The sequence below is a fragment of the Glutamicibacter arilaitensis Re117 genome (assembly GCF_000197735.1).
GTDB lineage: Bacteria > Actinomycetota > Actinomycetes > Actinomycetales > Micrococcaceae > Glutamicibacter > Glutamicibacter arilaitensis.
In genome coordinates, this window is the sequence record NC_014550.1 from 1,340,684 (window position 1) to 1,364,775 (window position 24,092).

General features: G+C 55.9%; 18 protein-coding genes, 1 other RNA gene and 1 pseudogene. 15 read left to right on the forward strand and 5 right to left on the reverse strand.

Annotated elements, in window-relative coordinates; all coding sequences use genetic code 11:
- The first annotated feature begins 66 nt into the window (after nt 1-66).
- Both AARI_RS06625 and AARI_RS06630 read left to right on the forward strand, forming a co-directional pair.
- Nucleotides 67-738, forward strand: a complete 672-nt coding sequence (locus AARI_RS06625) for a lysophospholipid acyltransferase family protein (protein ID WP_013348557.1) — start codon at nt 67-69, stop codon at nt 736-738.
- Between the two features lie 72 nt (nt 739-810).
- Nucleotides 811-2,214 (forward strand): class II 3-deoxy-7-phosphoheptulonate synthase, encoded by a 1,404-nt coding sequence (locus tag AARI_RS06630; RefSeq protein ID WP_041648616.1) that lies wholly within the window; start codon nt 811-813, stop codon nt 2,212-2,214.
- 71 nt (nt 2,215-2,285) lie between these two features.
- Here AARI_RS06630 and AARI_RS18530 read toward each other — a convergent pair whose 3' ends face one another.
- From AARI_RS18530 to AARI_RS06645, 3 genes are all read right to left on the reverse strand, one after another.
- Nucleotides 2,286-4,502 carry a Stk1 family PASTA domain-containing Ser/Thr kinase gene (locus AARI_RS18530; protein WP_013348559.1) on the reverse strand — a complete coding sequence of 739 codons (2,217 nt, stop codon included), beginning with the start codon at nt 4,500-4,502 and terminating at the stop codon, nt 2,286-2,288.
- A gap of 202 nt (nt 4,503-4,704) precedes the next feature.
- Complete coding sequence (locus AARI_RS06640) at nt 4,705-4,953, reverse strand: WhiB family transcriptional regulator (protein ID WP_013348560.1); 249 nt, start codon at nt 4,951-4,953, stop codon at nt 4,705-4,707.
- 633 nt (nt 4,954-5,586) lie between these two features.
- The gene (locus AARI_RS06645; protein WP_013348562.1) at nt 5,587-9,402 is read right to left on the reverse strand and encodes an FHA domain-containing protein; all 3,816 of its coding nucleotides are present in this window, start codon (nt 9,400-9,402) and stop codon (nt 5,587-5,589) included.
- Nucleotides 9,403-9,653: 251 nt separating this feature from the next.
- On the opposite strand from AARI_RS06645, the gene AARI_RS06650 reads away from it, so the two are divergent.
- The 13 genes from AARI_RS06650 to AARI_RS06710 all read left to right on the forward strand — a co-directional run bounded on the left by AARI_RS06650 (nt 9,654) and on the right by AARI_RS06710 (nt 21,434).
- Nucleotides 9,654-10,874, forward strand: coding sequence for a CpaF family protein (locus tag AARI_RS06650; RefSeq protein ID WP_041649541.1), 1,221 nt, complete (start codon nt 9,654-9,656; stop codon nt 10,872-10,874).
- A 2-nt stretch (nt 10,875-10,876) separates the two neighbouring features.
- Nucleotides 10,877-11,728 carry a type II secretion system F family protein gene (locus tag AARI_RS06655; RefSeq protein ID WP_013348564.1) on the forward strand — a complete coding sequence of 284 codons (852 nt, stop codon included), beginning with the start codon at nt 10,877-10,879 and terminating at the stop codon, nt 11,726-11,728.
- Nucleotides 11,725-12,666 (forward strand): type II secretion system F family protein, encoded by a 942-nt coding sequence (locus AARI_RS06660; protein WP_013348565.1) that lies wholly within the window; start codon nt 11,725-11,727, stop codon nt 12,664-12,666. Before AARI_RS06655 ends, AARI_RS06660 begins: the two co-directional genes overlap by 4 nt.
- A 62-nt stretch (nt 12,667-12,728) precedes the next feature.
- On the forward strand, nt 12,729-12,962 hold the full coding sequence (locus AARI_RS06665; RefSeq protein WP_013348566.1) for a hypothetical protein: 234 nt from the start codon (nt 12,729-12,731) through the stop codon (nt 12,960-12,962).
- Between the two features lie 54 nt (nt 12,963-13,016).
- Nucleotides 13,017-13,388 (forward strand): TadE family protein, encoded by a 372-nt coding sequence (locus tag AARI_RS06670; RefSeq protein ID WP_157867108.1) that lies wholly within the window; start codon nt 13,017-13,019, stop codon nt 13,386-13,388.
- A 488-nt stretch (nt 13,389-13,876) separates the two neighbouring features.
- Nucleotides 13,877-14,275 carry a hypothetical protein gene (locus tag AARI_RS06680; protein ID WP_013348569.1) on the forward strand — a complete coding sequence of 133 codons (399 nt, stop codon included), beginning with the start codon at nt 13,877-13,879 and terminating at the stop codon, nt 14,273-14,275.
- A gap of 267 nt (nt 14,276-14,542) precedes the next feature.
- Nucleotides 14,543-15,658, forward strand: coding sequence for a peptide chain release factor 2 (gene prfB, locus AARI_RS06685; protein WP_013348570.1), 1,116 nt, complete (start codon nt 14,543-14,545; stop codon nt 15,656-15,658).
- A 280-nt stretch (nt 15,659-15,938) separates the two neighbouring features.
- Nucleotides 15,939-16,736, forward strand: coding sequence for a cell division ATP-binding protein FtsE (gene ftsE, locus AARI_RS06690; RefSeq protein ID WP_013348571.1), 798 nt, complete (start codon nt 15,939-15,941; stop codon nt 16,734-16,736).
- Nucleotides 16,733-17,647: a permease-like cell division protein FtsX gene (gene ftsX / locus AARI_RS06695; RefSeq protein WP_013348572.1), complete on the forward strand. Its 915-nt coding sequence runs from the start codon at nt 16,733-16,735 to the stop codon at nt 17,645-17,647. Before ftsE ends, ftsX begins: the two co-directional genes overlap by 4 nt.
- A 52-nt stretch (nt 17,648-17,699) precedes the next feature.
- Nucleotides 17,700-19,163: a M23 family metallopeptidase gene (locus AARI_RS06700; RefSeq protein ID WP_013348573.1), complete on the forward strand. Its 1,464-nt coding sequence runs from the start codon at nt 17,700-17,702 to the stop codon at nt 19,161-19,163.
- A gap of 54 nt (nt 19,164-19,217) precedes the next feature.
- The gene (gene smpB, locus AARI_RS06705; RefSeq protein ID WP_013348574.1) at nt 19,218-19,697 is read left to right on the forward strand and encodes an SsrA-binding protein SmpB; all 480 of its coding nucleotides are present in this window, start codon (nt 19,218-19,220) and stop codon (nt 19,695-19,697) included.
- Nucleotides 19,698-19,810: 113 nt separating this feature from the next.
- Nucleotides 19,811-20,179, forward strand: a transfer-messenger RNA (tmRNA) gene (gene ssrA / locus AARI_RS18935).
- Nucleotides 20,180-20,303: 124 nt separating this feature from the next.
- Nucleotides 20,304-21,434 carry a tyrosine-type recombinase/integrase gene (locus AARI_RS06710; RefSeq protein ID WP_013348575.1) on the forward strand — a complete coding sequence of 377 codons (1,131 nt, stop codon included), beginning with the start codon at nt 20,304-20,306 and terminating at the stop codon, nt 21,432-21,434.
- Between the two features lie 58 nt (nt 21,435-21,492).
- On the opposite strand, the gene AARI_RS06715 is transcribed toward AARI_RS06710, so the two are convergent.
- Together AARI_RS06715 and AARI_RS06720 are read right to left on the reverse strand one after the other, a co-directional pair.
- Nucleotides 21,493-22,020, reverse strand: coding sequence for a DUF4352 domain-containing protein (locus AARI_RS06715; RefSeq protein WP_013348576.1), 528 nt, complete (start codon nt 22,018-22,020; stop codon nt 21,493-21,495).
- A gap of 335 nt (nt 22,021-22,355) precedes the next feature.
- A pseudogene (locus AARI_RS06720) lies at nt 22,356-23,563 on the reverse strand (IS256 family transposase).
- Nucleotides 23,564-24,092: the final 529 nt, after the last annotated feature.

Genomic DNA, 24,092 nt, shown 5'->3' on the forward strand with positions numbered 1-24,092 from the left:
TCGACCACTAGGGTTGCGGTTTCTCTCCCCGCGTAGCTGGTCAACTAGAAGAAGGAATTTTCCACCGTGCTGTACGACTTCCTCAAGCGTTTCGCTGTCCGGCCGTTGATACGAATCTTCTTCAGGGTCAAGATCCAAGGCATCGACAACGTACCTGAATCGGGAGCCGCAATTCTGGCATCCAACCACCTATCAGTCAGCGACTCGGTCTTCCTTCCTGCTGCTTTGGATCGTCCGGTGATCTTCCTGGCCAAGGATGAATACTTCAACGGCACAGGACTCAAAGGCCGGATCACCGCATGGTTCTTCCGCAACATCAACCAGCTGCCCATGGACCGCTCGGGCGGCAAGAAATCCGCCGCGTCGCTGGCCAGTGCCAAGCTCGCATTAGATGAGGGCAAGCTGCTGGGCATCTACCCGGAAGGCACCCGCTCACCTGATGGCCGTTTGTACCGTGCCAAGCTGGGCGTCGCCAAACTTGCGCTGGAATCCGGAGCACCGGTCATCCCGATTGCGATGATCAATACCGATAAAGTCCAGCCAATCAACCAGAGCATTCCGCGCCCGGGGAAAATCGGCATCAAGATCGGCAAGCCGCTGGCCTTCGAGCATCTTGCAGGCAAGCATGATGATCCGGCAGCTATGCGTGCTTGCGCCGATGAAATCCGCAAGGCCATCAATGTGCTCTCGGGCCAGAGCTACGTGGACATCTACGCCCCGCGCAAGCCGAAGAAGTAGAACCGGGCTAAAAGCCAGTGTTACGTCGGCTTGTTACATTCGCCGCGGTACTTTGCTTGCTCCCCACGTAGAATGAACAAGGTGAGCGAAGAAAACCGAACCCCATTGCCAGGCTCCTCTGTAGCCGGCCCCGCCACCGATCCGCAACTAGATTTGTGGCGTGAACTTCCAATTGCCCAGCAGCCAACTTGGCGCGAGCACAAGGATTATCAGTCCTCCATCAACGAATTGGGTTCGCGTCCGCCACTGGTATTTGCCGGCGAAGTCGACGTACTGCGTGAACGCCTCGCCGCAGCCGCACAGGGCAAGGCCTTTTTGCTCCAGGGCGGCGACTGCGCCGAAACCTTTGCCGACGCAACCGCAGATAAGATCTCCTCGCGTGTTCGTACCATCTTGCAGATGGCCGTGGTGCTGACCTATGGCGCGTCCATGCCCGTGATCAAGATGGGTCGTATGGCTGGCCAGTTCGCCAAGCCACGCTCCTCGAATGATGAAACTCGAGATGGTGTAACTTTGCCGGCATTCCGCGGCGACATCGTCAACGGCTTCGACTTCACTCCGGAGTCCCGTGCCCACGATCCAAAGCGCATGGTCCAGGCCTACAACACCTCCTCGGCCACGCTGAACCTGATCCGCGCCTTCACCCAGGGTGGCTTCGCTGACCTGCGTAGCGTGCACTCCTGGAACAGTGGCTTCATGGCCAATCCGGCGCACTCGGCCTACGAGCAGCTGGCTGGCGAAATCGATTCGGCCATCCGCTTCATGGATGCCTGCGGCGCAGACTTCGAGGCGCTCAAGCGCACCGAATTCTTCGCCTCCCACGAGGCGTTGCTGCTGGACTACGAACGTGCGCTGACCCGCACCGACTCGCGGACCGGCTTGCCATACGACACCTCCGGCCACTTCCTGTGGATCGGCGAACGCACCCGCCAGCTGGACCACGCACACGTGGACTTCCTCTCGCGCGTACGCAATCCAATTGGCGTGAAGCTGGGCCCAACCTCGGATCCGGAAGACGTCCTGGCGCTGATCGACAAGCTCGATCCAAACCGCGAACCAGGCCGCCTGACCTTCATCACCCGCATGGGCGCGAAGAACATCCGCGAAAAGCTGCCGAACCTGGTCGAGAAGGTAACTGCCTCCGGCGCCCAGGTTCTGTGGGTTACCGACCCGATGCACGGCAACACCGTCACCAGCCAGAACGGCTACAAGACCCGCAACTTCGAAGATGTCATGGACGAAGTCCGCGGCTTCTTCGAGGTGCACGACGCGCTGGGCACCTTCCCAGGCGGTCTGCACGTGGAGATGACCGGCGACGATGTGGCTGAGTGCCTCGGTGGCGCGGATCCAATCCGCGAGGAAGACTTCGACTCGCTGTACGAGTCGCTGTGCGACCCTCGTCTGAACCACCGCCAGTCCTTGGAAATGGCCTTCCTGGTCTCCTCGGCATTGCAAAGCCGTAGCCGCAAGCGCTAACAGCTAAGAAAAATCCGGTTCCCGAATATACGGGAACCGGATTTTTTCATGCCTGCACCAAGGTCGAAGCCTCAGAAAGCGTAGATGCTGATCTCGCTACCGCGTACGGCTTGCTGATTCAACGGGGACTGCATGCGGACCGTCTGGCTGAAACCGCCAAAGACATTGTGGTTCTTCACGGTAAATCCTGCAGCTTCCAAAATGGCGGTAGCCTCGTCGACGCTTTGCCCGATCACGGATGGAATCTCTACGTACTCCGGCCCCTCAGAGACATTTACGCTCACCGTACTGCCGTACTCGATGGTCCCAGTGGCCGGATCCTGAGCTGCGATCAGGCCTTTTTCAACCACGGCGGAATGGATGGAATCAGCGGTGTTGAGTTTCAGGCCAAGCGACTCAAGTTTTTCCTGCGCCGCATCCTTGCTCAGCCCGGTCAGCGAGGGGACTTCCACCGGAGCATGACCTTTGGAGACTGTGAGGGTGATGATGTTCTTGCGGGGCAATTCCTTGCCAGCGGCGGGGGAGGAACTGATGACCTCACCCTTGTCCGACGATTCAGAATAGGCCTGATCAGTTTTCAGATCCTGGAAACCGATCTCGTTCAAGACTGTGGTTGCTTGCTCCAGGCTTTTGCCCGTGAGATCTGGAACCTCAAAAAGCTCAGGCCCTTGGGAGACGATCAGATCAACGCCCTGGAATTTCATGATGTTCTCGCCGATTCCAGGCTGCGAATCAACCACCCGGCCTATGGCAATTTCGTCGTCGTATGCCGTGCCTATGCGAACGGGAATACCCTGGTCATCTAATTGCGCGACCGCTTGGGACTGGAGCATTCCAGACAAGGAAGGGATGCGGATAATGGTTCCTGGCCCGCGGCCGAAGAACCAGCCAGCACCTGTAACCAGGGCAATGATGATAATCCACATCAGCGTGATGACGAACTTCTGACTACCGGTGCGCGGCTTGCTCAAACGGTGCGTGGGAACCTGCGCCTCTTTCCGCCACTTTTTGGCCGCTTGCTTCTGCGCACGCTTTTGACCGCGCACAGACAGCTCGGATGACTGATCTGCTTCGGCCTCTTCGGCCTTTTCCAGTTCGCTGCCGCGGCTGTACACGGTCGTTGCATTGATCTCTGAATCGGAAACAACATCAGTAGCTCTAGGCTGGGCCAGTGTGGCCTGCGCGTCTCGTAGGTCCAGTACTTCGGTGGCATCGGCTGCCGCAATGACGGTGGTCTGATCAGGATCAAGTTCGCCGTCTTCAACTTCGTACTCAGTTTCGGCCTGATCAGAGTTCCGCTTGAGCCAGAGCCGTTCCCGCTCGTCTTCACGCTCGCGCTGCATTGCATCAAGTCGCTGCTGCAAGGTCGTTGGCATATGCGTGGAAGTTTGCGGAGTGAGATCTTCAATCCCACCTAGCTGTTCTGCTCCCAGATCCAGTTGCCCATCGGTGAGCGTGCTACGGATCTGGATGATCTCCTCCAACAGCAAGGAGGCATCCTGCGGCCGCTTTTCCGGATCCTTTTCCGTACACCATCGAACGAGCTCATCGAGATCCTGAGCCAGACCCGGAACCAGATCCGAAGGCATGGGCATGGGGGAGTCCAAATGATGCTTCATCAACGCAGCGGCGTTGGATTCGGTGTACGGAGCCTGGCCGGTCAGCATCTGATAGATCGTGATGCCCAAGGCATAGATGTCGCTGCGCGAATCGGCGGGAGACCCGGAAACCAGTTCAGGGGAGACGTGGGACAAAGTAGCCACGAGTGTTGCCGACTGGGTATGCGCACTGGCTGCTCTGGCCAACCCGAAATCGGTAACTTTCACTTCACCAATATCTGAGAGCAAGACATTGGCAGGTTTCATGTCACGGTGGATGATGCCTTCACTGTGTGCTGAACTCAGTCCATGGCAGATTTGTTCCAGGACGCTCAGTGCCTGGCGCGGGGTGAACCGACCACGCTCTTGGATAACCTGTTCAAGGTTGCGCCCGCGGACGTATTCCATGACCAGATACACCAGATTGTCGCTCACATTGTGGTCGCGGATGGAAACCACATTTGGATGCGTGATGTTGGCTGCGATGACGGCTTCTGATTCGAAGCGTTCACGCACTGTATGTTCGCTGGCGTAGTTGTCATTCAAGACTTTCACTACGACGGCGCGATGCAGCCGCTTATCCATGGCGCGGTAGATGCGGGACATGCCGCCTAAGGCAAGCAGATGGTCGAGGCGGTACCGGCCATCCAGTGTCTTGCCCAAGGTCGGGTCGGTCAGGGACGTGCTCATTTTGCCGGCGCACCTTCCTGAGCATTGCGCGCGAAGCGGGGCAGAGTCACTAACGGATCCTTTCGAACATGAAAACTACTTTTAATGTACCCAGCTGAACTGACAATTTGCCGTTTAAACTCGAAATCCGCCATTGGTGTTTACCTCTGGCGGATTTCGTTTAGCGTCTCGGGTTGCGAGATTTACCTCGAGCGCAGCTTAATTAGGAAGCGCGGCGAGCTCGTGCTGCACGACGCTTCAAGGCACGACGCTCATCTTCGCTCATGCCACCCCATACGCCTGCATCCTGACCGGACTCAATGGCCCACTGGAGGCAGGTTTCGGTTACTTCACATCGACGGCAGACGCTCTTGGCCTCTTCGATCTGCAACAGGGCCGGACCGGTGTTTCCCACTGGGAAAAACAGTTCCGGGTCCTTTTCCAGACATGCCGCGCGGCTACGCCAATCCATGCTAATTGATGCTCCTTGAAATCTGAGAGGTGTCTGAAGTGCCAAGGGAAATCAACACGCAGGCAAAAAAGACCAAGGAGTGAAATGAAATCCTGGTTGCCTAGCAGTTAACATCTGGCACTTCGAAAGTTCGGAGAAGTCCATTCGGGCACTTCGTTTAACCGACCACATAAGGTTTTCACGTAACGCGGAAGTAAACAAGAGTCACGGTAGCGAAATGTTGCTGAATGCCTGAGTGCTTTCTCACATGGCATTTGACGCTAGTATCCGCTAGTTATTGGAGCTGTGGCGCGTGCAACAGCAAAAGTCAATTGTTGCGGTTTGAGTTCCTGAAGGAGGTCAACGAAAATTAATCATGTGAGCAACGAAAATACAACCTCGTCCCGCCCAACCAGTGTTTTCGTGGTTGCTGCGCTTGTCCTGATTGAGGCACTAGCTACCTTGGCATACGCCATCAGCTACATGCCGAATCTTGATACCAACGGAACTGTGAACTTGGGCGGCCAGCTATTCATGTTAGCTCTTTGCCTGCTGCTCGCAGTTTGGCAAGGCAGCGTTGCGATCAACTTCTTCAAGGGCAAAGCATTCACCCGCGCGCCAATTATTGTTTGGCAGCTATTTCAGCTCATCCTCTCAGTCTCGTTCCTCAGCTCGAATATCCCGATGGTGACGGCCGTGGCGGTACTGGCCATCGTGATTGCCGGAACCACCGTAGTGATGCTCTTCGCGCCAAAGACCACAGCTTTCCTCGGGGACCGGCCGAACCGCTAGAGGACTCTGGGCCAGATTATGCGGGATGTGGATCATTCGCGGCTTACCGTGTTTTGAGATAATTGCACGCCAATAGTCTCCTGAGTGAGCACTGGACCCTTGGGGAATCGCAGGCCAATTCATCGGCTGCAGATCTTGTGGATGCGTAGCTTCGACAACGACCACCTGCCGATCATCGAGCCCCACGGAGCTCATGCCCAAGTCGAATGCCAGACGGCTCGAAGGCGGCACGCACAAAACCACATTGAGTCCTGCTGATCTCAGCACTTCCAACAGCGAGGGCAACCGGGAATCGTTGGTGGCTTCAAGGAATAGACACAGCAACTTTTCGCGAGCAGAGTTTGGTCCTTCGCGCAGAGTCCGGACAAAATTCTCCAAGTCAGTTAGCCCGCTTAGCTGCAAGCCATTCCAACGCTGGGCCAGAGCGACAGAAATCCGTAGGCGCTGTTGCACGTCAGGACAGAGCAAAATAACGCATTGGCTCATTGGCCGCGAAACCACTGCGCCATCGAACGGCGCATACCCCAGAAGATTTTGCGGCTCTGTTCCTGCACCCAGGGTGGCATCATCAGATGGTGTAAGTTGCAGCCAAGTACTACTGGCGGCTTCAGCCGCTTGAACCCGAGTGAGCTGAAAGACTTGGGGTGGATGTCCAGAACTTATCCTGACCCCTCGGCCCGGTAAAGGTGAACAAGTTGGGATTTTGGGCCAGATCATCCTTAACGACTCGGTGGCATTGAATGGGAAGAACCACTGCTCAGTGCATAGCCCGGTGGATTTCAACGTGTTTTGGTCGCGGTCTACAGCACATAGCACCAGGGGAGAACCGGCGCCTCCGAAGCGCAGCAACGAGCCGAGGGCCTCGTCCAATCGCTGAAAATGTTGTGGATGAATATTGGACTGCAACTGTGCCAGTGAATGAACAATAATGATCAGCGACGGGTCTTGCGGCATGGATTCCAAGAAGTCGACAGCGTCGAGAAAGCTATAAAGATCTTCGCCTGTAACGACCCTGAGATTTCCAGTGGTGCCCTGAATCGGCGCTGGCCCGAAACAAAGTATTTTCCTTGGGGAATTGGCCAACGAGGCAAATAATTCGCTGGCGCCTGCTTCGGGCAGGCCGCAGATTAGTATCGAACGTGAACGAGCCCGGTCAATGACTAATGGTTCGAGCCGTGCCCTGTGCAGATTATCAACGACACCGCAGTACAGTGCTCCGCGCTCGATTCCTTCCCAAGTTTCAGGGGGCTGGGCCGATTCTCCAGGCAACGGTAGCGGCTGTGCAAAACCAGATACCGGCCGTACTGTCGATTCCCACTTCGAGGCAAGTTCCGCCGCATGCGCTCGCAACGGATCGCTCGCCATGGGGACGAAGGCTTTTTCGAATCTGCACAAGGACATCAAACTAAGATCATGGCGGTTGCGCTCGAAGAGTTCGCCGTGCAAGGGCGGTTCAATGGCCAGACTGCACTGCATATTTCGAGTGGGCTTAGTTGCGCTCTTGACGATGGCCTGTCCAGGTTCGATGAGCTTGGACGCTGCGGTGGAGCCGACCAGCTCTACAGACTCACTTTGATCGTTGACCCTCAAAGCGATAGTCGTGTTCAAGTTTGCCCGCGTCTGGCCGGTTAAAGCGCCGGCTGGACGTTGAGTGCTGAGGATCAGATGGATTCCCAACGCTCGTCCAACGGCAGCCAATCGATCAATTCTGAGGTTTGCTTGCGGAAGAGTTTCAATGAACACACGAAATTCGTCTACGACTACCAGTAAACGCGGTAGGACATATTCGGATTCATCGAGGGCTTGGTACTCGGCAATATCGCTACAGCCATGGGATGCCAGCAGTTCTTCACGTCGACGCACCTCATGCTCGAGCTGTTCCAGCGTGCGCTCAGCCGCTGCTCCGTCCAGGTCGCTTGCGAAAAGCTGGACATGGGGCAGTGATTCATAGACGCTGAGCCCAGCGCCACCCTTGAAATCGATGAGTGCGAAGGCCAATTGGGCCGGTGAGTAGTTACGAGCGAAATCCGAAATGATGCGTCTGAGCGCTTCCGATTTGCCTGAGCCGGTAGTGCCGCATATCAAGACGTGCGGCCCATCTTCATGAAGGTCGAGAAACACCTCTTCGCCTTGATCACTCATTCCAAGATGGGCACGTACGGCTAGCGTCGGCGCTTGTGTGGAGTCCAAGTGCGAAGTAATTGAGCGTTTTTGCAGCGCTACGAGCTGGTGCACCATTTTGTCGAAGCGGGCGAGGCTCAACGGGCTCAAATTTTGCAATGCCAAACGTTCATCAGGCAGGTGTGCCGAGACTGGGTGCGGAGCAATCCAGTTTTCCGCGCATTCGGCCGTGGCCGGCCAGATCCCCAAAACCAGGGCACCCGGGACGGGCTGGGGTGCCTGGGCAGTGACGTAGATAGTAGACAATGCGTTGTCTTCGTTCCCAAAATGCCGCGATTCTTCTGGGGCTACCAGTTGGGCTGAGGAAACATGGCGCATCAGCAACAACGAGGAGGGAAGACACCTGATACTTGGATCGATTACAAGTCGAATCCGTCCTGCATGTATTGCGGGAAGGTACCGTGCGAGTACCGAGGCGAGGATGGACCCCGCATATTGTCCCTGCGTCGTCTTCAATTGCCAGATGCCAGTGGTGCTGGGGAAAAAGACTGGTCCGTACCAAGGCGCATCCGACTTCGGCTTTTTGAGGCTGCGGAATACTTTGCGGATTCCTTTCGGCGCTGAAGGAGCGATGTCTTGCGGAGACCATAGCCCTTTGCCCCATACCAGCGGCGGCACCTGGGCACAGGGGCGACCCAATGATGCCGAGTCCAGCTCGGAAACAAAGTACTCTCCAAGTTCGGGAGCGTAGTTCTTCCTGGCAGCAATTGCAGCAGCGCGCTGCGCTTTCGCTTCTCTTTTCCACTGGCGCCGTTCGATCAGCAACTGACCGGCAGGGACCACGCCCATCAGTGCCGAAACGCCGCTCAATATGAGGAAGAGCATCGACCCGGTAACCAATGCCAGCAAGATGCCGGAGAGGATCGGTACGAAAGCAGCTAGGACCAAGGCAATCAGCCTTGCCATCTCTGGTTTGGGCGGAGCTTGGATCTCTAGTTGGTCAGGCGAGACCGAAATAGAAGATCCCTCCACCAGCGGATCGCCGATGGCAAATTCGGTGTGCCCGAGGATGAATCGCGAGCCTTGTTCTAAATCGACTGATTCGTATCGACTGCCATCGGGCATAGCGATTTGTTGATTAGCGCAGGCAGACAAATGTAGGCCCCGTGTTGTCACTGATAATTTCGCATGGACCCTGGAGACCAATGGGTCTTCCAACCACAGTGGAGCAGTTCTGCCAATAAGATGCTCGCCCTTGGACAGCGCAATCCATGCCCCGGCATCGGGGCCGCGCCGGATATAGAGCTTGAGGCACGACGTTGCTGTCGGTGCCGAGCGCACTGGCTGCGGTAACTCGCTGAGCAACAGCCTTTCGGAGGCAGGCAGAAGCTCCAGCTCTTCTAGCCGGCACGTGCCCGAATACCACTGTTGCCCCGGGAACTGCTGTTCTAGCAATCCAGCGAGCTGCTCGCCCGAGACTCGTCCGGACATCACAAGTTCGAATTGCCGCGGATGCTGAAATTTTCGGGAAATCAGAAGTAATTCATAGCGGACCATGAGGTCTCCTGAAAGTCATGGGAAAGTGTCATTTCCTATCTAAACCAGCAACTAGGCCGCAGAGGGTGCAAGAAAAACCGGTTGTGGAGAAACGAAAATTAACTATCCACAACTTCGAAAACCTCTTGAAAGCAATCTCCGAGGCAGATAGCATCCCTTGTCATACGAGTTGGCATGCTGTACCGACGACGCGCTCGCCGATAGTCCCCGGAAACGGGATCCTCCTGTAGGAAAGCTAAAAGGAGCCAGTGGTGGATGCGCTGTCTATTGTCGAAGATGAAGTGCGTGAGCTCGTTAGACGCCGAGGATTGGACCCAGCCAAGCAACCCGAGAAGATCCGGTCCCTGATTGGCGACGTAGTTCGTGATTACGACGAACGCGCTTTGCTCGGGGCTGTTCCTTCACTGGGATCGTTGGAAGCCGCCCAACGGTCGGTATTCGACAATGTGGCGGGGTTTGGTGCGCTGCAACCCCTATTGGATGATCCGTCAGTTGAAGAGATCTGGATCAATTCGCCTCATCAAGTGTTTTGCGCCCGAGGCGGGCAAAGCGAACTGACACATATTCGCATGGAAACTGCCGAAATCGCAGCACTGGTAGAACGCATGCTCAAGTCTTCTGGACGGCGTTTGGACCTGTCCCAACCCTTCGTGGACTGCCAATTACCCGATGGCTCGCGTCTGCATGTCGTGATTCCAGATATCACCCACGAACATTGGGCAATCAACATTCGCAAATTCATTGCTCGCGCAGGAAAACTGGACGATTTAGTTGACCTGGGGTCATTGAGCGAACAAGCCGCTTTGTTCCTTTCCACCGCAATCAGCGCCGGACTGAACGTCATCGTGACCGGTCCAACCCAAGCTGGCAAAACCACCATGCTCAACTGCTTGGCTTCGGCAATCGGCCCCAGAGAACGCATCATCACCATTGAAGAAATCTTCGAGTTGAATCTTTCACTACGAGATGTCGTTGCCATGCAAACACGTCTGGCCAATCTCGAAGGCACCGGCGAAATTACCATGCGACGGCTGGTCAAAGAAGCGTTGCGGATGCGTCCAGAACGAATCATCGTTGGTGAGGTCCGAGAAGCAGAATCCTTGGATATGCTGATTGCGCTGAATTCTGGAATCGCGGGGCTTTGCACCTTGCACGCAAATTCTGCCCGAGACGCAATTACGAAAATTTGCACTTTGCCACTGCTTGCCGGGCCGAATATCACCAGCGACTTCACCGTCAAGACGGTAGCCGCATGCATAGACCTGGTAGTTCATTGTGTTCGCGGGCCAGAGGGGCACCGCTATGTCAATGAAATCCTCAGCGTGCGCAACCGCGTCGAGGAAGGGCAAATTGAGTCCTCGACTTTATTCGAACGGCAAACTGAACGGCTGCTTCCGGCGCGGGGAGCAGATTGGTCCCATGAGAAGTTCGATGTTGCCGGAATCAACATTGCCGAATTGATGGCGGTTTAGCTGTGGTTGTGTTCTTTGCGCTTATGGGCGGATTAGGCATCGCGTTGATGGTTGACTGGTTGCTCTTTGCACCATGGGCAAAATCTCGAAATCGCAGTTCTGCCATCAAGAATGCTCTGCTCCATGCTGGCATGGGCAATTTGGCTCCCTCGAAGTTCATCGTGATCTGTGTCGTATGCGGAATAACGTTTACGTTGATTACCTTGGCACTGACCGCATCATGGCTCTTTGCTTTGGTCTTTTGCATTTTCGGTTCGTTTGCACCGTGGGTCTATTTAAGACACCAAGCCGCTAAGCGACAAGCCGCATTGCAAGAACAATGGCCAGAAGTGGTTGATCATTTGCGTAGCGCCATCCGGGCCGGTCTCTCACTTCCCGAAGCATTGAGTCAACTGGCAATGGTGGGTCCACAGATACTGCGCCCCTTATTCCGAGATTTCGCCTTGGACTATCGGGCAACCGCGAACTTTGCTGTCGCTCTGGACCAATTGGGCGAGCGCTTGGCAGACCCGGTGGCCGACAAGATTCTCACGACCCTGCGTATCACGCGTGAAGTTGGTGGCACTGACCTAGGACATACGCTCACGACGCTGTCGGCATTCTTGCGCGATGACGTCAGGACACGCGGGGAACTTGCAGCCCGCCAGTCCTGGATCGTGTCGGCGGCTCGTTTGGCCGTTGCCGCGCCATGGATCCTGCTCTTGGTCCTAGGCACACAGGAAGCAGCCAAGGATGCGTATATGACAGTTGGCGGTGTGATTGTGCTTTCGCTTGGCATGCTGGTTTCCTTCATTTGCTACCGAATCATGCTCCGCCTGGGTACCTTGCCGGTCGAAGAACGAGTGCTGGCATGAGCAGCTATGCGTCGTGGGCAGCGCTTTGCGGACTAGGGCTTGGCCTGGGTCTGTGGCTGATCGTTGTCAACCTGCCGGGATGGCGCAAGATGGCCTTCGCTGATCGGATTGCACCCCACGTTCGTGTTGGGGTGCGAAGCTCGCGCATGCTTGAAGACTCCTGGCATTCGGAATCCGGATACTCGGCATTAGGACAGTTAGCAGCGCCGATGTTGCTACAGATCAAAAGGCTGGCAAGCCTGCATAGTCCTTCGGCGGATACACTACGCAAGCGTTTGGACGCGGCCGGACTGGACATGAGCGTTATTGATTATCGGTCCCAAGAAATTGTCTATGCCTTGACGGGCTTGGTGGCCGGCTCTGCATTCATGGCCTTCGCCGCCATCCAATATCGGGTGTCGTTAGTCCTATCGGTGCTGGTCGTCGTCGGTTTCGGAATTATTGGCTACGCCATGCGCGGTTGGTGGCTCGGCGAACAAATCAACCGTAGAGCTAGAAAAATACTGACTCAGTTCCCGACAGTGGCTGAAGTTCTGGCCCTGACCGTCGGTGCGGGCGAATCAACCACTGGGGCCATCGAAAGAATTTCACGAATCTGTCATGGCGTGATCGGTGATGAATTCACGAAAACCTTGAACGATATTCACGCAGGTACACCGATGGTCCAGGCGATGCAGCACATGTCTGACCGGATGCAGGTCGGAGCCATGACGCGATTTGTCGATGCCATTGTGGTGGCAACGGAGCGTGGCACGCCCTTGGCCCAAGTCCTCAGGGATCAAGCCCAAGATGTTCGGGATGCTTCCAAAAGAGAGCTCATGGAAGTCGCCGGAAAACGAGAGATTTCCATGCTTGTCCCAGTCGTATTCGGGATCCTTCCACTCACCATTGTTTTCGCGGTCTTCCCAGGCCTGGCGTTATTGGAGATGAGCTATTGAAAGATGCCTAGAAAGCTCGAATTATTCACGGTGAAAACCATTAATTAGTTGGAAGGATCCTCATGTACCGCCTACAAGAAGTGATGCTCAATCTCGTGTTGCAGATCGTTGCAACCAGTGAACAAGTCTGGGGAAGATTTGCTCCGAAATTAAAGGACAGTCGAGGAGACGTACCAGGATGGGTCATGATCACGCTCATGTCTGCACTTCTGGTTGCCGCTTTGCTCGCCATCGCAGGACCACGTTTGCAGGACCTGTTCAACCAAGCCATTGATCGAGTTTCAGGGCTGGGATAGGCACATATGAGAGGTAAGGCGCATTCGCGGGAAGGGCCAGATCCTATGGAACCTTTGGGTAACGAACGTGGGTCTGCCGTAGCCGAATTTGTCATGATTACAACTTTGCTTGTGCTCATCGCGATGACGCTCGTGCAACTCGCGTTGGTACTGCACGTGCGCAACACCCTGATCGATGCGGCGTCGAACGGTGCCCACTATGGCGCCTTGGCCAACCGTTCAGCAGGCGATGCTGAAGGCAGGACTCGGACGTTGATTACCGAAAGCCTTCATGGTGGCTTTGCCTCAGGCATCGCAGTGAGTACGACCAACATTGGCGAGAATCAGCTGGTGAACGTATCCGTTAATACGCGAGTTCCTTTGATTGGACTCCTGCCGAATGGATGGGAGCTGCACGTTGAGGGAGAAGCGGTGCGTTATGACTAGCGTCCGGCACCTGGCTTGGAAGATCCGCGACAGAGCATGCGCCGATGAACGGGGGAGCGCGATCGTGGAGTTCATCTTTGCTTCCACGGTGCTGCTGATCCCCATGGTGTATTTGATTTTGGCCGCCGGCCAGCTTCAAGGCGGAAGTTATGCCGTAGTTGGTGCCGCTGACCACGCGGCCAAAGTCTTTGCAGTTGCCCAAACACCCGCCCAAGCCAGATCCGATGCGCATGCCGTCGTACGAAGGACCATGGCCAGCTTCGGGTATGCCAACGCGAGAACTTCAATAAGTTGTGACAAGGAGTGCCTAAGTCCGGGTAGCGTTGTCACGATCAGGGTCGAGCTAGATGTACCCTTGCCCTTTGTATCGGACTGGGTTGAAGCGTCGGCTTTCACCGTGGACTCTTCAGCTTCGCAAAGGACTGATCGATTTGGATAGGCCCAAACGAACGGTACCTAGACTAGGGGATGAGGACGGACAATCCCTCGTGCTGGCCATAGGCCTGTGCGCTATTACCTTGCTGACGATATCGGTGGTGCTGGCAGCCAGCGCGGTCAACCTCAAGGCCCGGCAGTTGCTGTCGCTGGCCGATGGGGCGGTCGTGGCTGCCGTTGATGAATTCGAATTCGTCGCCGACGGTGGCAGGCCAAAAATTCAGCTGGAGCAACAACGCGTGCATCGAGCCGTTCAACAGTACCTTTCGGATGTCGGAGCGGCCGGCCGGGTCGATAACTTACGTATTGCACGAGTGCAAATCATGTCTGATGGGCAAGGAGCCAGGCTCAAGCTCAGTGGGTCGGTGCAACCTCCAATCGTGGGATGGATTATTCCAAGCGGCGTTCCCATAACTGTCGAATCAACGGCCCGAACTGTCCTGAGCAGATAAATCCGTGAGGCAAACCGGTCGACGGTGACAGCGCATTCGGATTTTCCTGTTTTCGGTAGCCAAGGCCGCGGTCGCGGTATGTACCTCATCAAAATTCCCGCTAGGTAAAGCACACAGCGGTCGGTGCCGGAATTTGAGCACTCTGCTCTTGCGCGGGCCACAAGGTTCATTGCTGCGATTTCCGGTCGCAACTGTGCGTGGAGTGTACCTGCCGCGCTACGGCTGGACTCAAGGATCAACGGGTAAATGACGTAGTCTTAGAAGACCATGGCTAAAACTGACTTCTCCGCTGAAATCCGCTCACTGCGTTCGACATTCTCCGCAATTGAAGACGTGAGCGATGTCGATCAGATCAAGGCTGACATTGCAGTCCTCTCGGAGGAAGCCGGCGTTCCCAACCTCTGGGATGACCCGGCTGCTGCACAAATCGTCACCAGTAAGCTATCCCATCGCCAGTCGGAGCTGGAGCGGCTAACTCGTTTGCGTACCCGGATCGATGATCTGGAAGTTCTCGTTGAGCTAGCCGAGCTTGAAGACGATGCCGATACGTTGGATGAGGCAGAAAAAGAGCTAGTCAGCATCCAGAAATCACTTGCTGATCTGGAAATCGTGACGTTGCTGAGTGGTGAATTCGATTCTCGTGGTGCAGTCGTGACCATTCGCTCCGGCGCAGGCGGCGTTGATGCCGCAGACTTCGCAGAGATGCTGTTGCGCATGTACCTGCGTTGGGCCGAGCGCCGTGGATACAAGGCTACTGTCATGGATACTTCCTATGCCGAAGAGGCCGGGCTTAAGTCGGCAACCTTTGAAATCGACGCGCCGTATGCCTTCGGTACGCTATCGGTAGAAGCCGGCACGCACCGTCTGGTTCGTATTTCGCCTTTCGATAACCAGGGTCGTCGCCAGACGTCGTTTGCTGCGGTGGAAGTTGTTCCGCTGATCGAGCAGACTGACACGATCGAAATTCCTGAATCGGAAATTCGCGTGGATGTCTTCCGTTCTTCGGGTCCTGGCGGCCAGAGCGTGAACACCACGGACTCTGCAGTACGCATGACGCACATTCCTACTGGTGTTGTGGTCTCGATGCAGAACGAAAAGTCGCAGATCCAGAACCGTGCCGCCGCCCTTAGAGTCCTTCAGTCTCGACTGCTGTTGCTGAAGAAGGAACAGGAAGATGCGCAGAAGAAGGAATTTGCCGGAGACGTGAAGGCAACGTGGGGCGACCAGATGCGCTCCTACGTGCTCAACCCGTACCAAATGGTCAAGGACCTGCGCACTGAACATGAAGTGGGCAACACCCAGGCAGTGCTTGACGGCGAAATTGACGACTTCATTGATGCCGGTATCCGCTGGCGTGCAGGGGAGCGTCGCCCAAGTAAGTAAGCGCTATCGCGAATCCCCTCTGGGGTAAACGTTTTTGTCATAAAGGGTGTAAGTATCGTCACCGGCACGAAGTTCGCATCGCTGAATATGGCTAGTCATGCCCAAGCTGAGCACTTTGGGTTAGCTGTACGTAGGGCATGAATCTGGCAACACACCTTTTATTTAGGCGAGTTCGTTACCTTGCACAGATAGTGTTTGGAAGACTGGCGCATCCAAAAACGTTTGATCTCGAGATTGGTATTCGTGGGTCGCGCCCCGACGAAGACTAGCGATTGAAGACATGATTAAATTCGAAAACGTCTCGATGGTTTACGAGCCGAAGCAGCAGAATGCGGCTTTGGAAGATGTAAGCATCGAGATAGACCGTGGCGAATTCGCCTTCTTGGTTGGTGAATCCGGTTCGGGTAAGTCGACCTTCCTTAGTTTGGTATTGCGCGAAAAGCGCTCCACTGGCGGTTCCGTCTATGTGGCAGGTCAGAACCTGAACCGCATCCCGAGCCGCCGTGTGCCTAAACTGCGCCGTGACATCGGGTTCGTTTTCCAGGACTTCCGCCTGTTGCGCGAACGTACGGTTTTCGACAATGTGGCTTTCGCCATGGAAGTTATTGGTGCCTCCCGGGCTCAGATTCGCGAGCGGGTGCCGGACGCACTGAAAATGGTAGGTCTTGAAGATAAGGCTCGACGCAAGCCAACTGAACTTTCCGGTGGTGAGCAGCAGCGCGTCGGCATTGCCCGCGCTATTGTCAACAGGCCATCGATCTTGCTTGCCGATGAGCCCACGGGCAACTTGGACCGCAAGAACAGCATTGAAGTCATGAACGTGCTCAACCGCATTAATCAGAACGGCACTACCGTCCTGATGGCAACGCACGCACACGAACTGGTCAGCGAGTACCGCCACCGCGTGATCGAGCTGAGCCGCGGACAAGTTATCCGCGACGAAATTGATGGCCAGTACGCACCGATGACCACCGTGGTCAACCAGGACGGTTCGCGTGAATTGCTTGTTGGCGATTCCGCGGTGGAATACGACGAAGAGTCACAGGTGGCTGAGGAAAAGAAAGACGAGGACCAGTGAGACTAGGATTTATTCTCCGCGAAGCGGCGAAGGGCCTGCGGCAGAACGTCGTCATGGTCGTCTCCGTGGTACTGGTGACCTTCGTATCGTTGACCTTCGTTGGTGCCTCGGTATTGTTGCAGCTCCAGATCAACCAGATGAAGGGCTACTGGTATGACCGCATGGAAGTTGCGGTTTACCTCTGCGATGACACCAGCACTTCGCCAAACTGCGCTGGCAGCGCTGTTTCCGAAGAGCAGCGCCAGAACATCGAAGAGATGCTCAAATCCGAGCAGCTCGCCCCGTACATCAAGGAATTTGCCTACGAGTCCAAGGACCAGGCGTACAAGAACTTCTTGGACCAGTACGAGAACTCGGCTTTGGTTGACCAGGTCACTGCCGAGCAGCTGCCTGAATCATTCCGCGTAGGACTGGTGGACCCGGAAAAGTATCCGGTGATCAATGAAGCCTTCTCCACCGTTGAAGGTGTTGACTCAGTCATTGACCAGAGAGAATTGCTTGAAAAGGTCTTCCAATTAGTGCGTGTGGCTTCCGCTGCGGCAGCTGTCGTGGCAATCGTGATGATCGTTTGTGCGGTCTTGCTGACGGGTACAACCATTCAGCTTTCGGCCATGCACCGACGGCTTGAGACAACCATCATGCGACTCGTCGGAGCATCAAAAGCAACAATTCAGCTGCCATTCATTATCGAAGGTGTGATTGCGTCGCTGATTGGCGGTTTGCTTGCATCGGGGACTCTGTGGTTGCTGTTGCGGTTCCTCGTTGAGGACAAACTGGCCAATGAAAACGTGGGTGTAGCTTTCATCTCTACCAACGAAATTTGGCTAGTTGCTCCGATACTCTTGATTATTGGTATCGTTTTGGCCACAATTTCATCAGTGGTAACGTTGAAGCGTTACCTGAAGGTTTAGCCGAATCGTTACTTAGGCTGAACCGAAGTACGCAATTTCTTAAAGGAGCTCTATGCTTTCGAACGCAGTGCGACGTAAATTCCTACGCGCCTCTATCGGTGGAGCCATGGCTCTCGCGCTGACGTTGCCGGCAGGCTTGGTTGTCGCCGATGAACTGGACGACAAGAAAGCTCAAGTCGAAAAGAATATCGACAACCTCGAGAACGACATGGAGTTCTTGGATGCTGACATCCAAGAAACCGATCAGAAGTTGCGTAACCAGCAGGCCCAGGTTCCTATTGCACAGCAGGCATTGGCTGACGCGCAAAGCCGCGTAGCCAATGCCCAAGCAACTGTAGCCGACCTCAATAACCGCTTGGTCAGCGCGCAGGCCACTCGCGATGAAGTCGCCAAGCAGATCGAAGAAAACGCCGCAAAGATTTCAGAAGCCGAAGACGCGATGGCACAAATCGCTTCCGAAGCCTATAAGCGAGGCGGTGTTTCAGGCGGCCTGGACATGATTCTGAACATGGACTCGGCCACCAAGATGGCTGACGGGCTGGACATGGCCAACCGTGCCATGGAATCCCAGAACGCCAAGTACAACGATCTGGCGCAGGAGCAGGCAAGCAACGAAAGCAATAAGCTTCGACTAGTTGCTGTCGAGAAGGAAATTTCTTCCCTGAAGGCACAGGCCGAGGAGGCCTTGGAGCAGGAGCAGGCCGCTCGCGACGCCGCACAGAGCGCCAAGAATGAGCTGGACGCGCTGGTTGCCAGCACCGAAAAGCTCAGCGCCGAACTGGAATCTCAGAAGCCACGAATTCAGGCCAAGCTGGATAATCAGCAAAAGGAATACGCGGCGGTCAACCAGCAGATCAAGGAACGCCAGGAGCGTTTGATCCGCGAAGCCGCCGAGCGTAAGCGCAAGGCTGAAGAAAAAGCGCGTAAGGAAGCCGAAGCAGAGCGGAAGCGCATCGCTGCCGAAAAGGCTGCGTATGAAGCTGAGCAGGAACGCAAGGCCGCCGAGGCCAAGGCGCAGAAAAAGACTTACAAGAAGAAGACCTATGCGGCTCCGAAGCCTGAGAAGAAGACTTCAAACTACTCTGAGCCGAGCAGCTGGGGATTGGTTAAGCCGACCACCAGTAACCGATTGACCTCGACTTTCGGCTGGCGTCCAACTCCTGCCGGAACCATTGATTACGGTGGCCGTGGCGGTTACGTCCACGCAGGCATTGACTGGGGCTTTGGCGGCCAATGCGGTTCGCCGATTACAGCTGCAGCTGCCGGTGAGGTCTGGATGGCCGGCTGGGGTGGCTCCTCGGGCAACAAGGTCACTCTTTCGCACGGCGTCATCAAGGGCAAGGCCTTGGCAACCAATTACCACCACATGTCACGCATCGCAGTGAGCGTGGGCCAGCATGTGAAACGTGGCCAGGTAATCGGCTATGTCGGTACCACCGGTAACTCGACTGGCTGCCACTTGCACTTCGAAACGATTATCAACGGTTCCCATGTGAACCCATTGGGACTTCTCTAGCGCTAGACTTGTAGTCTGTGCGCGGGAATCCGCTCGCGACATGCAAGGAGAAACGTGGCTAAGAAGAACCAAGAAGATCGAGTGATCGCGAGCAACCGCAAGGCGCGCCACGATTTTGAAATTCTCGACACCTTCGAAGCAGGCATGGTGCTCACGGGTACTGAAGTGAAGTCGCTGCGCGAAGGCAAAGCCTCGCTGGTGGACGGCTTCTGCCAGTTCTACCGCGATGAGCTGTACATCGAGAATGTCTATATCCCTGAATACCTCAATGGATCGTGGACCAATCATGCGGCACGTCGTCGCCGCAAGCTTTTGCTGCACCGCCAGGAACTAATCAAAATTGAGCGCAAGATCAGCGAGGCCGGGCTCACCGTTGTCCCATTGAGCCTGTACTTCAAATCTGGCCGTGCCAAGGTGGAAATCGGCGTAGCCCGCGGTAAGCGGGAATTCGACAAGCGGCAGACCCTGCGCGAAAAGCAGGACAACCGCGAAGCGTTGCGTGCGATGCGTGAGCGCAACCGCGGCAACGCTTAAGACCAGGGTGTGGTGCATTTCGCGTTGGAGCAATCCCATGCGTTGCGCTATGCTTGATAGACACGCCTTAGGGTGTGGTTGTACTCGGGAAACCGGGACTGACAACAAAATACGGGGATGATCGGTTTCGACGGTGTGAGTCGCGACAGATGAAGCGGGCCGAGGACGCAAAGTTATCTCGTAAACGCTCTTTGCAAACCAATAAGTGCCGAATCAAAGCGCACTGACTTCGCTCTCGCTGCCTAAGCAGCCAGACAGTCCGTTAGCCAGGGGATGCTATCGCCCCTGTTCCTAACGTCATTTAGATAGCCACTGTATCCAGCGGATGTTGCCGCTGCTGGGTACACATTTAGGCAACTGTGCTCGGATCAACCACATGTTTGCGTGATGGTTGGGGCAGAGAAATTCCGTAGCAAACTGCGCCCGGAGAAGACCTGGCAACACCACATCGGACGGGAGTTCAATTCTCCCCATCTCCACTATAGTTGACCCCGTGATCGGCATGATCACGGGGTTTTCTTTTTTCATGATGCTTAAAACGGCTTAAATGATGCTTAAACGCCACCCCGAGCAATACAGGAACGACATAGAACGGCATAGATCAAAGTGGCAGTCATCCAGACTATCGAGCGCAAGAAGGACACCGGCTACCGGGTGGTGTACCGGAACAAGGACACCGGCAAGATGGCCTCGCGCATCTTCGATGACGAAGTGAAAGCTCGGACATTCAAAGACTTTCTGGAGGCGAACGGGTCCAGCCTCAAGGCGGCCACAGAGGTGAAGCGCATTCACGATAAGCGGATGCCTCGCGTGCATGAGATCGTGACCTCCCACATTGACCAGCTCACCAAGCCGCAAACCGGGACAATCAAGCGATACCGGAATCACAACGCCGGGCACATCATCGGCTCCACCCTCGGCAACATGGCCATCGACAAAGTCACCAAGCAACACGTGATCGACTGGATGGCCGGACTCCGGGCAGTGAAAGGCTCCAACAAGCCCATAGGCTCCGAGCTATCCCAGCGCACCAAGAAAAACATCCACGCTCTGCTCTCCAGCGCCTTCGACACCGCCGTGGAGGAAGGCAAGATGGCGAAGAACGTGGCGAAGGGGATAGGCGACCCAGATAAGGGCGAGGCCCGCGAAGCGGTCTATCTCTCGCTTGAGGATCTACAGATCATCGAGGACGCCATGCCAGACCAGTACAAGCTATTCATTCGGGTGCTGGCCAAGACCGGGCTTCGCTACAACGAAGCGACCGCGCTACGAAAGCGCGATATCCGAGTCGAGGGCAAGCGGTGCATCATCATGATCACTCGAGCGTGGAAGTCCACCGACGATGGGGAGCAGATCGGCCCACCGAAAACTGAGATGGCGAAGCGCAACGTCACGTGTAGCTTGGAGCTGTCCGCAGATCTGATCGAGCACATGAAAGACCTTCGCCCCGGAGAGCTGATCTTCACTCGACCCGACGGCGAGTTCTTGCGCAACAGCTACTTTCACAAGTACACATGGCAGCCGGTCATCAACAAGCTTGTGGAAGATGGAGATCTGGACGAAAAGCCATGGATTCATGAGATCCGCAAAGCGCACACTACGCACTTGTTGCAGGCCGGTGTGCCCGTGAGCGTTGTACAGGCGCGCCTCGGTCACGAGGATCCGCAAACCACATTGAAGATCTACGCACGGCTGGCGAACGACGATGACCAGAAAGCCGCAGACGCCCTCGGATAGACAAGAACGCCCCCTCGACGCATTGAAGCGTGGAGGGGGCGTTCTCGTGCGTTCTAGGCTAGTTCGCGAACGTCTGGGTGGAATACTCCATGCCTGCGCTTGCGTCCATGGTGATGTCCTTCGGGTCAGCCACGCCGAAACCGATCTTGAACTTCGCCGATTTGCCCGGCTTGATGGTGGTCTGCGGCGGGCCGTCAAGCTTGTTGTCGGTGTCGAATACCGCCTCAGCCTCTTCACCATCCGACGATGCGGTGAAGTGAATCATCACCGGGTCGAAATCTTCTTCGGAACCGTTCTCCACCACCACGTCGAAGCTCACGAAATTAGCATCTTCGTTGGTGACAACCATCTTTCCGACTTCGCTCAACTCAAACTTCTTCGGCTTGCTAATTGCCATGGATACGCCGTTGGTCCAGGTGTACTTGTCGCCGAACTGTAGAGTCTCTACCTGCTCGGTGGTTGCGCTCTCCTTGGTCGCCTCAGACGATGCGGCAGGTTCGGCGCCGCCCTTCTCGATTTCGCCCGAGCACGCAGTCAGGGACAGGGCTAGCGCGGCCGCGGCAGCCAGCGGTGCAAGCTTCTTCATTCGGGGTTCCTCCTATTGATTGATTGAGTGATCAAACTTCACCCTATCCAAGAAATCATTCCCGAAATAAATTCGAAACCGAATCGTTATAGAACCCTCGTAAACAATGAAACGCCCCCGCCGAAATAGGCGAGGGCGAAGCATTAGGCGACATGGCATTCACTCAGTCGCTCGGAAACGACAAGCTTCTGTGAGTCCGTGAGTGTTTCCTCGAACGCATCAATCACCGGTCAAGTCCCGGGGAGTGGTGCAACGCCTGATCCTTCGCAACGATCAGGTCAGGCGCTCAGCGCGTGGAACGAATACGTCACCACCTCCTTCTCCGTGGTGGTGTCCTACCCGGGGGCCACGACGCTCATCCGACACCGAGCCAACACGTCCAGCCCGAGATACCGGCGCCCCTCGGCCCACTCATCGGTCTGCTCGGCCAACACCGCCCCGATCAGGCGGATGATCGCCTCGCGGGTCGGGAAGATCCCCACGCTATCGGTGCGCCGACGAATCTCGCGATTCAACCGCTCATTCGGGTTGTTCGACCAGATCTGCTGCCACACATTCTTCGGGAACCCACTAAACGCGAGGATCTCCTCCTTAGCCGCATCCAGGTGCTCGAACACGGCCGGGAGTTTCTCCTGTACGTAGTCCAGCAACCGGTCGAACTGGGCGTGCACCGCGTCGGCGTCGGGTTGGTCAGAGACCGAGTGCAGCATGGCCTTGACCGTCGGCCACATAGTTTTCGGGGTCACCCCCATCAGGTTCGCCGCGTAATGCGTCCTGCACCGCTGCCAGACCGCACCGGGCAGATTCGCTTACGATCGCGTCCACCAGCCCCGTGTGGGCGTCCGAGGTCACCAACCGGACCCCGGTCAGGCCCCGGGCGATAAGGTCGGCGAAGAACGTGTTCCACGCGGACTTTGTTTCGCTGGTCGCGACCTTCACTCCCAGCACTTCACGTCGCCCATCGGCGTTGACCCCGGTCGCGATCAGCACGACCGCGTTGATCACCCGGCCTCCTTCGCGCACCTTCATCGTCAGCGCATCCGCGGCCACCAACGTGAACGGGCCAGCCTCCGAGAGGGGGCGGTGGCGGAACTGCTCGACCTGTTCATCCAGGTCGGAGGCCATCCGGGAGACCTGGGACTTGGAGAGCGAGTGGATGCCGAGTTGCTTGACGAGCTTGTCCATGCGGCGGGTCGAGACCCCGGCGAGGTAGCAGTCGGCCACGACGGTGATCATCGCGGTCTCGGCGCGCTTACGCCGTTCAAGTAGCCAATGAAGGAAAATACGTGCCTTGCCGGAGCTTGGGGACCGCGACGTCCACGGTCCCGACCCGGGTGTCCAGATCACGGTGACGATGCCCGTTGCGTTACGTGCTCCGAGTATGAGTGCTCTTCCCGTATTCAGCGCCGACCACGGCGTCCGCGTCGGCGGAAAGCAGCGTATTGATCATGGTTTGCAATAACTGGCGCATTAGGTCCGGGGACGCGTCGGTGAGCGCTTCGACAAGAAGGGGTTGAGGGTCGATAATATGAGGTGCGGTCATCGTGAGATTACCTTTCGAGTGAGAAGTAGTGAGCTTTCTCGAAGGATATATCCGGTGGCCGCTTTCTTATGGTCTGGTCACCGGGCGTTACACCACTCTATGGGGCACCACTAAGCCTATTATCCTTACCGCTGAGCTTGCGGATTTCCTTGAAAGCCTTCCTTCGGAGCGCCGAGCTTAGGAAGTGAGGCTTTCAGTTTTCAAGCCCTAGAATGCTCGAATCGCGTGATGCTTAAAGCATCACAGCCTAGAACGATAGTGATCGAGCCTAGATGAGAACCGCATGATTCTGCGGAACTCAGCAACACCGACTAGCCAGAAAATTCGATCTAGGGGTTTTCAATTCTCCCCATCTCCACAAAATTCAGCTCCGGAATCAGGACCAACGTCTTGATTCCGGAGCTTTTTGTTTGCCTCGAAGTCGGCGTTTGCATCGCGAGCCTGTTCGTAGGATGGAGAATTTACACATAGACTTGAAATGAAAGTCCTAGGCTTTGAAACGGCATCGTGTGCAGAATTGGAGTGAGAT

Bases quoted from the DNA above. Each gene is read 5' to 3' on its own strand.
- AARI_RS06630 (WP_041648616.1), top strand. From the start codon at position 811: ATGAACAAGGTGAGCGAAGAAAACCGAACCCCATTGCCAGGCTCCTCT.
- AARI_RS18530 (WP_013348559.1), bottom strand. From the start codon at position 4,502: ATGAGCACGTCCCTGACCGACCCGACCTTGGGCAAGACACTGGATGGC.
- AARI_RS06640 (WP_013348560.1), bottom strand. From the start codon at position 4,953: ATGGATTGGCGTAGCCGCGCGGCATGTCTGGAAAAGGACCCGGAACTG.
- AARI_RS06645 (WP_013348562.1), bottom strand. From the start codon at position 9,402: ATGGTCCGCTATGAATTACTTCTGATTTCCCGAAAATTTCAGCATCCG.
- AARI_RS06660 (WP_013348565.1), top strand. From the start codon at position 11,725: ATGAGCAGCTATGCGTCGTGGGCAGCGCTTTGCGGACTAGGGCTTGGC.
- AARI_RS06665 (WP_013348566.1), top strand. From the start codon at position 12,729: ATGTACCGCCTACAAGAAGTGATGCTCAATCTCGTGTTGCAGATCGTT.
- prfB (WP_013348570.1), top strand. From the start codon at position 14,543: ATGGCTAAAACTGACTTCTCCGCTGAAATCCGCTCACTGCGTTCGACA.
- ftsE (WP_013348571.1), top strand. From the start codon at position 15,939: ATGATTAAATTCGAAAACGTCTCGATGGTTTACGAGCCGAAGCAGCAG.
- AARI_RS06700 (WP_013348573.1), top strand. From the start codon at position 17,700: ATGCTTTCGAACGCAGTGCGACGTAAATTCCTACGCGCCTCTATCGGT.
- AARI_RS06715 (WP_013348576.1), bottom strand. From the start codon at position 22,020: ATGAAGAAGCTTGCACCGCTGGCTGCCGCGGCCGCGCTAGCCCTGTCC.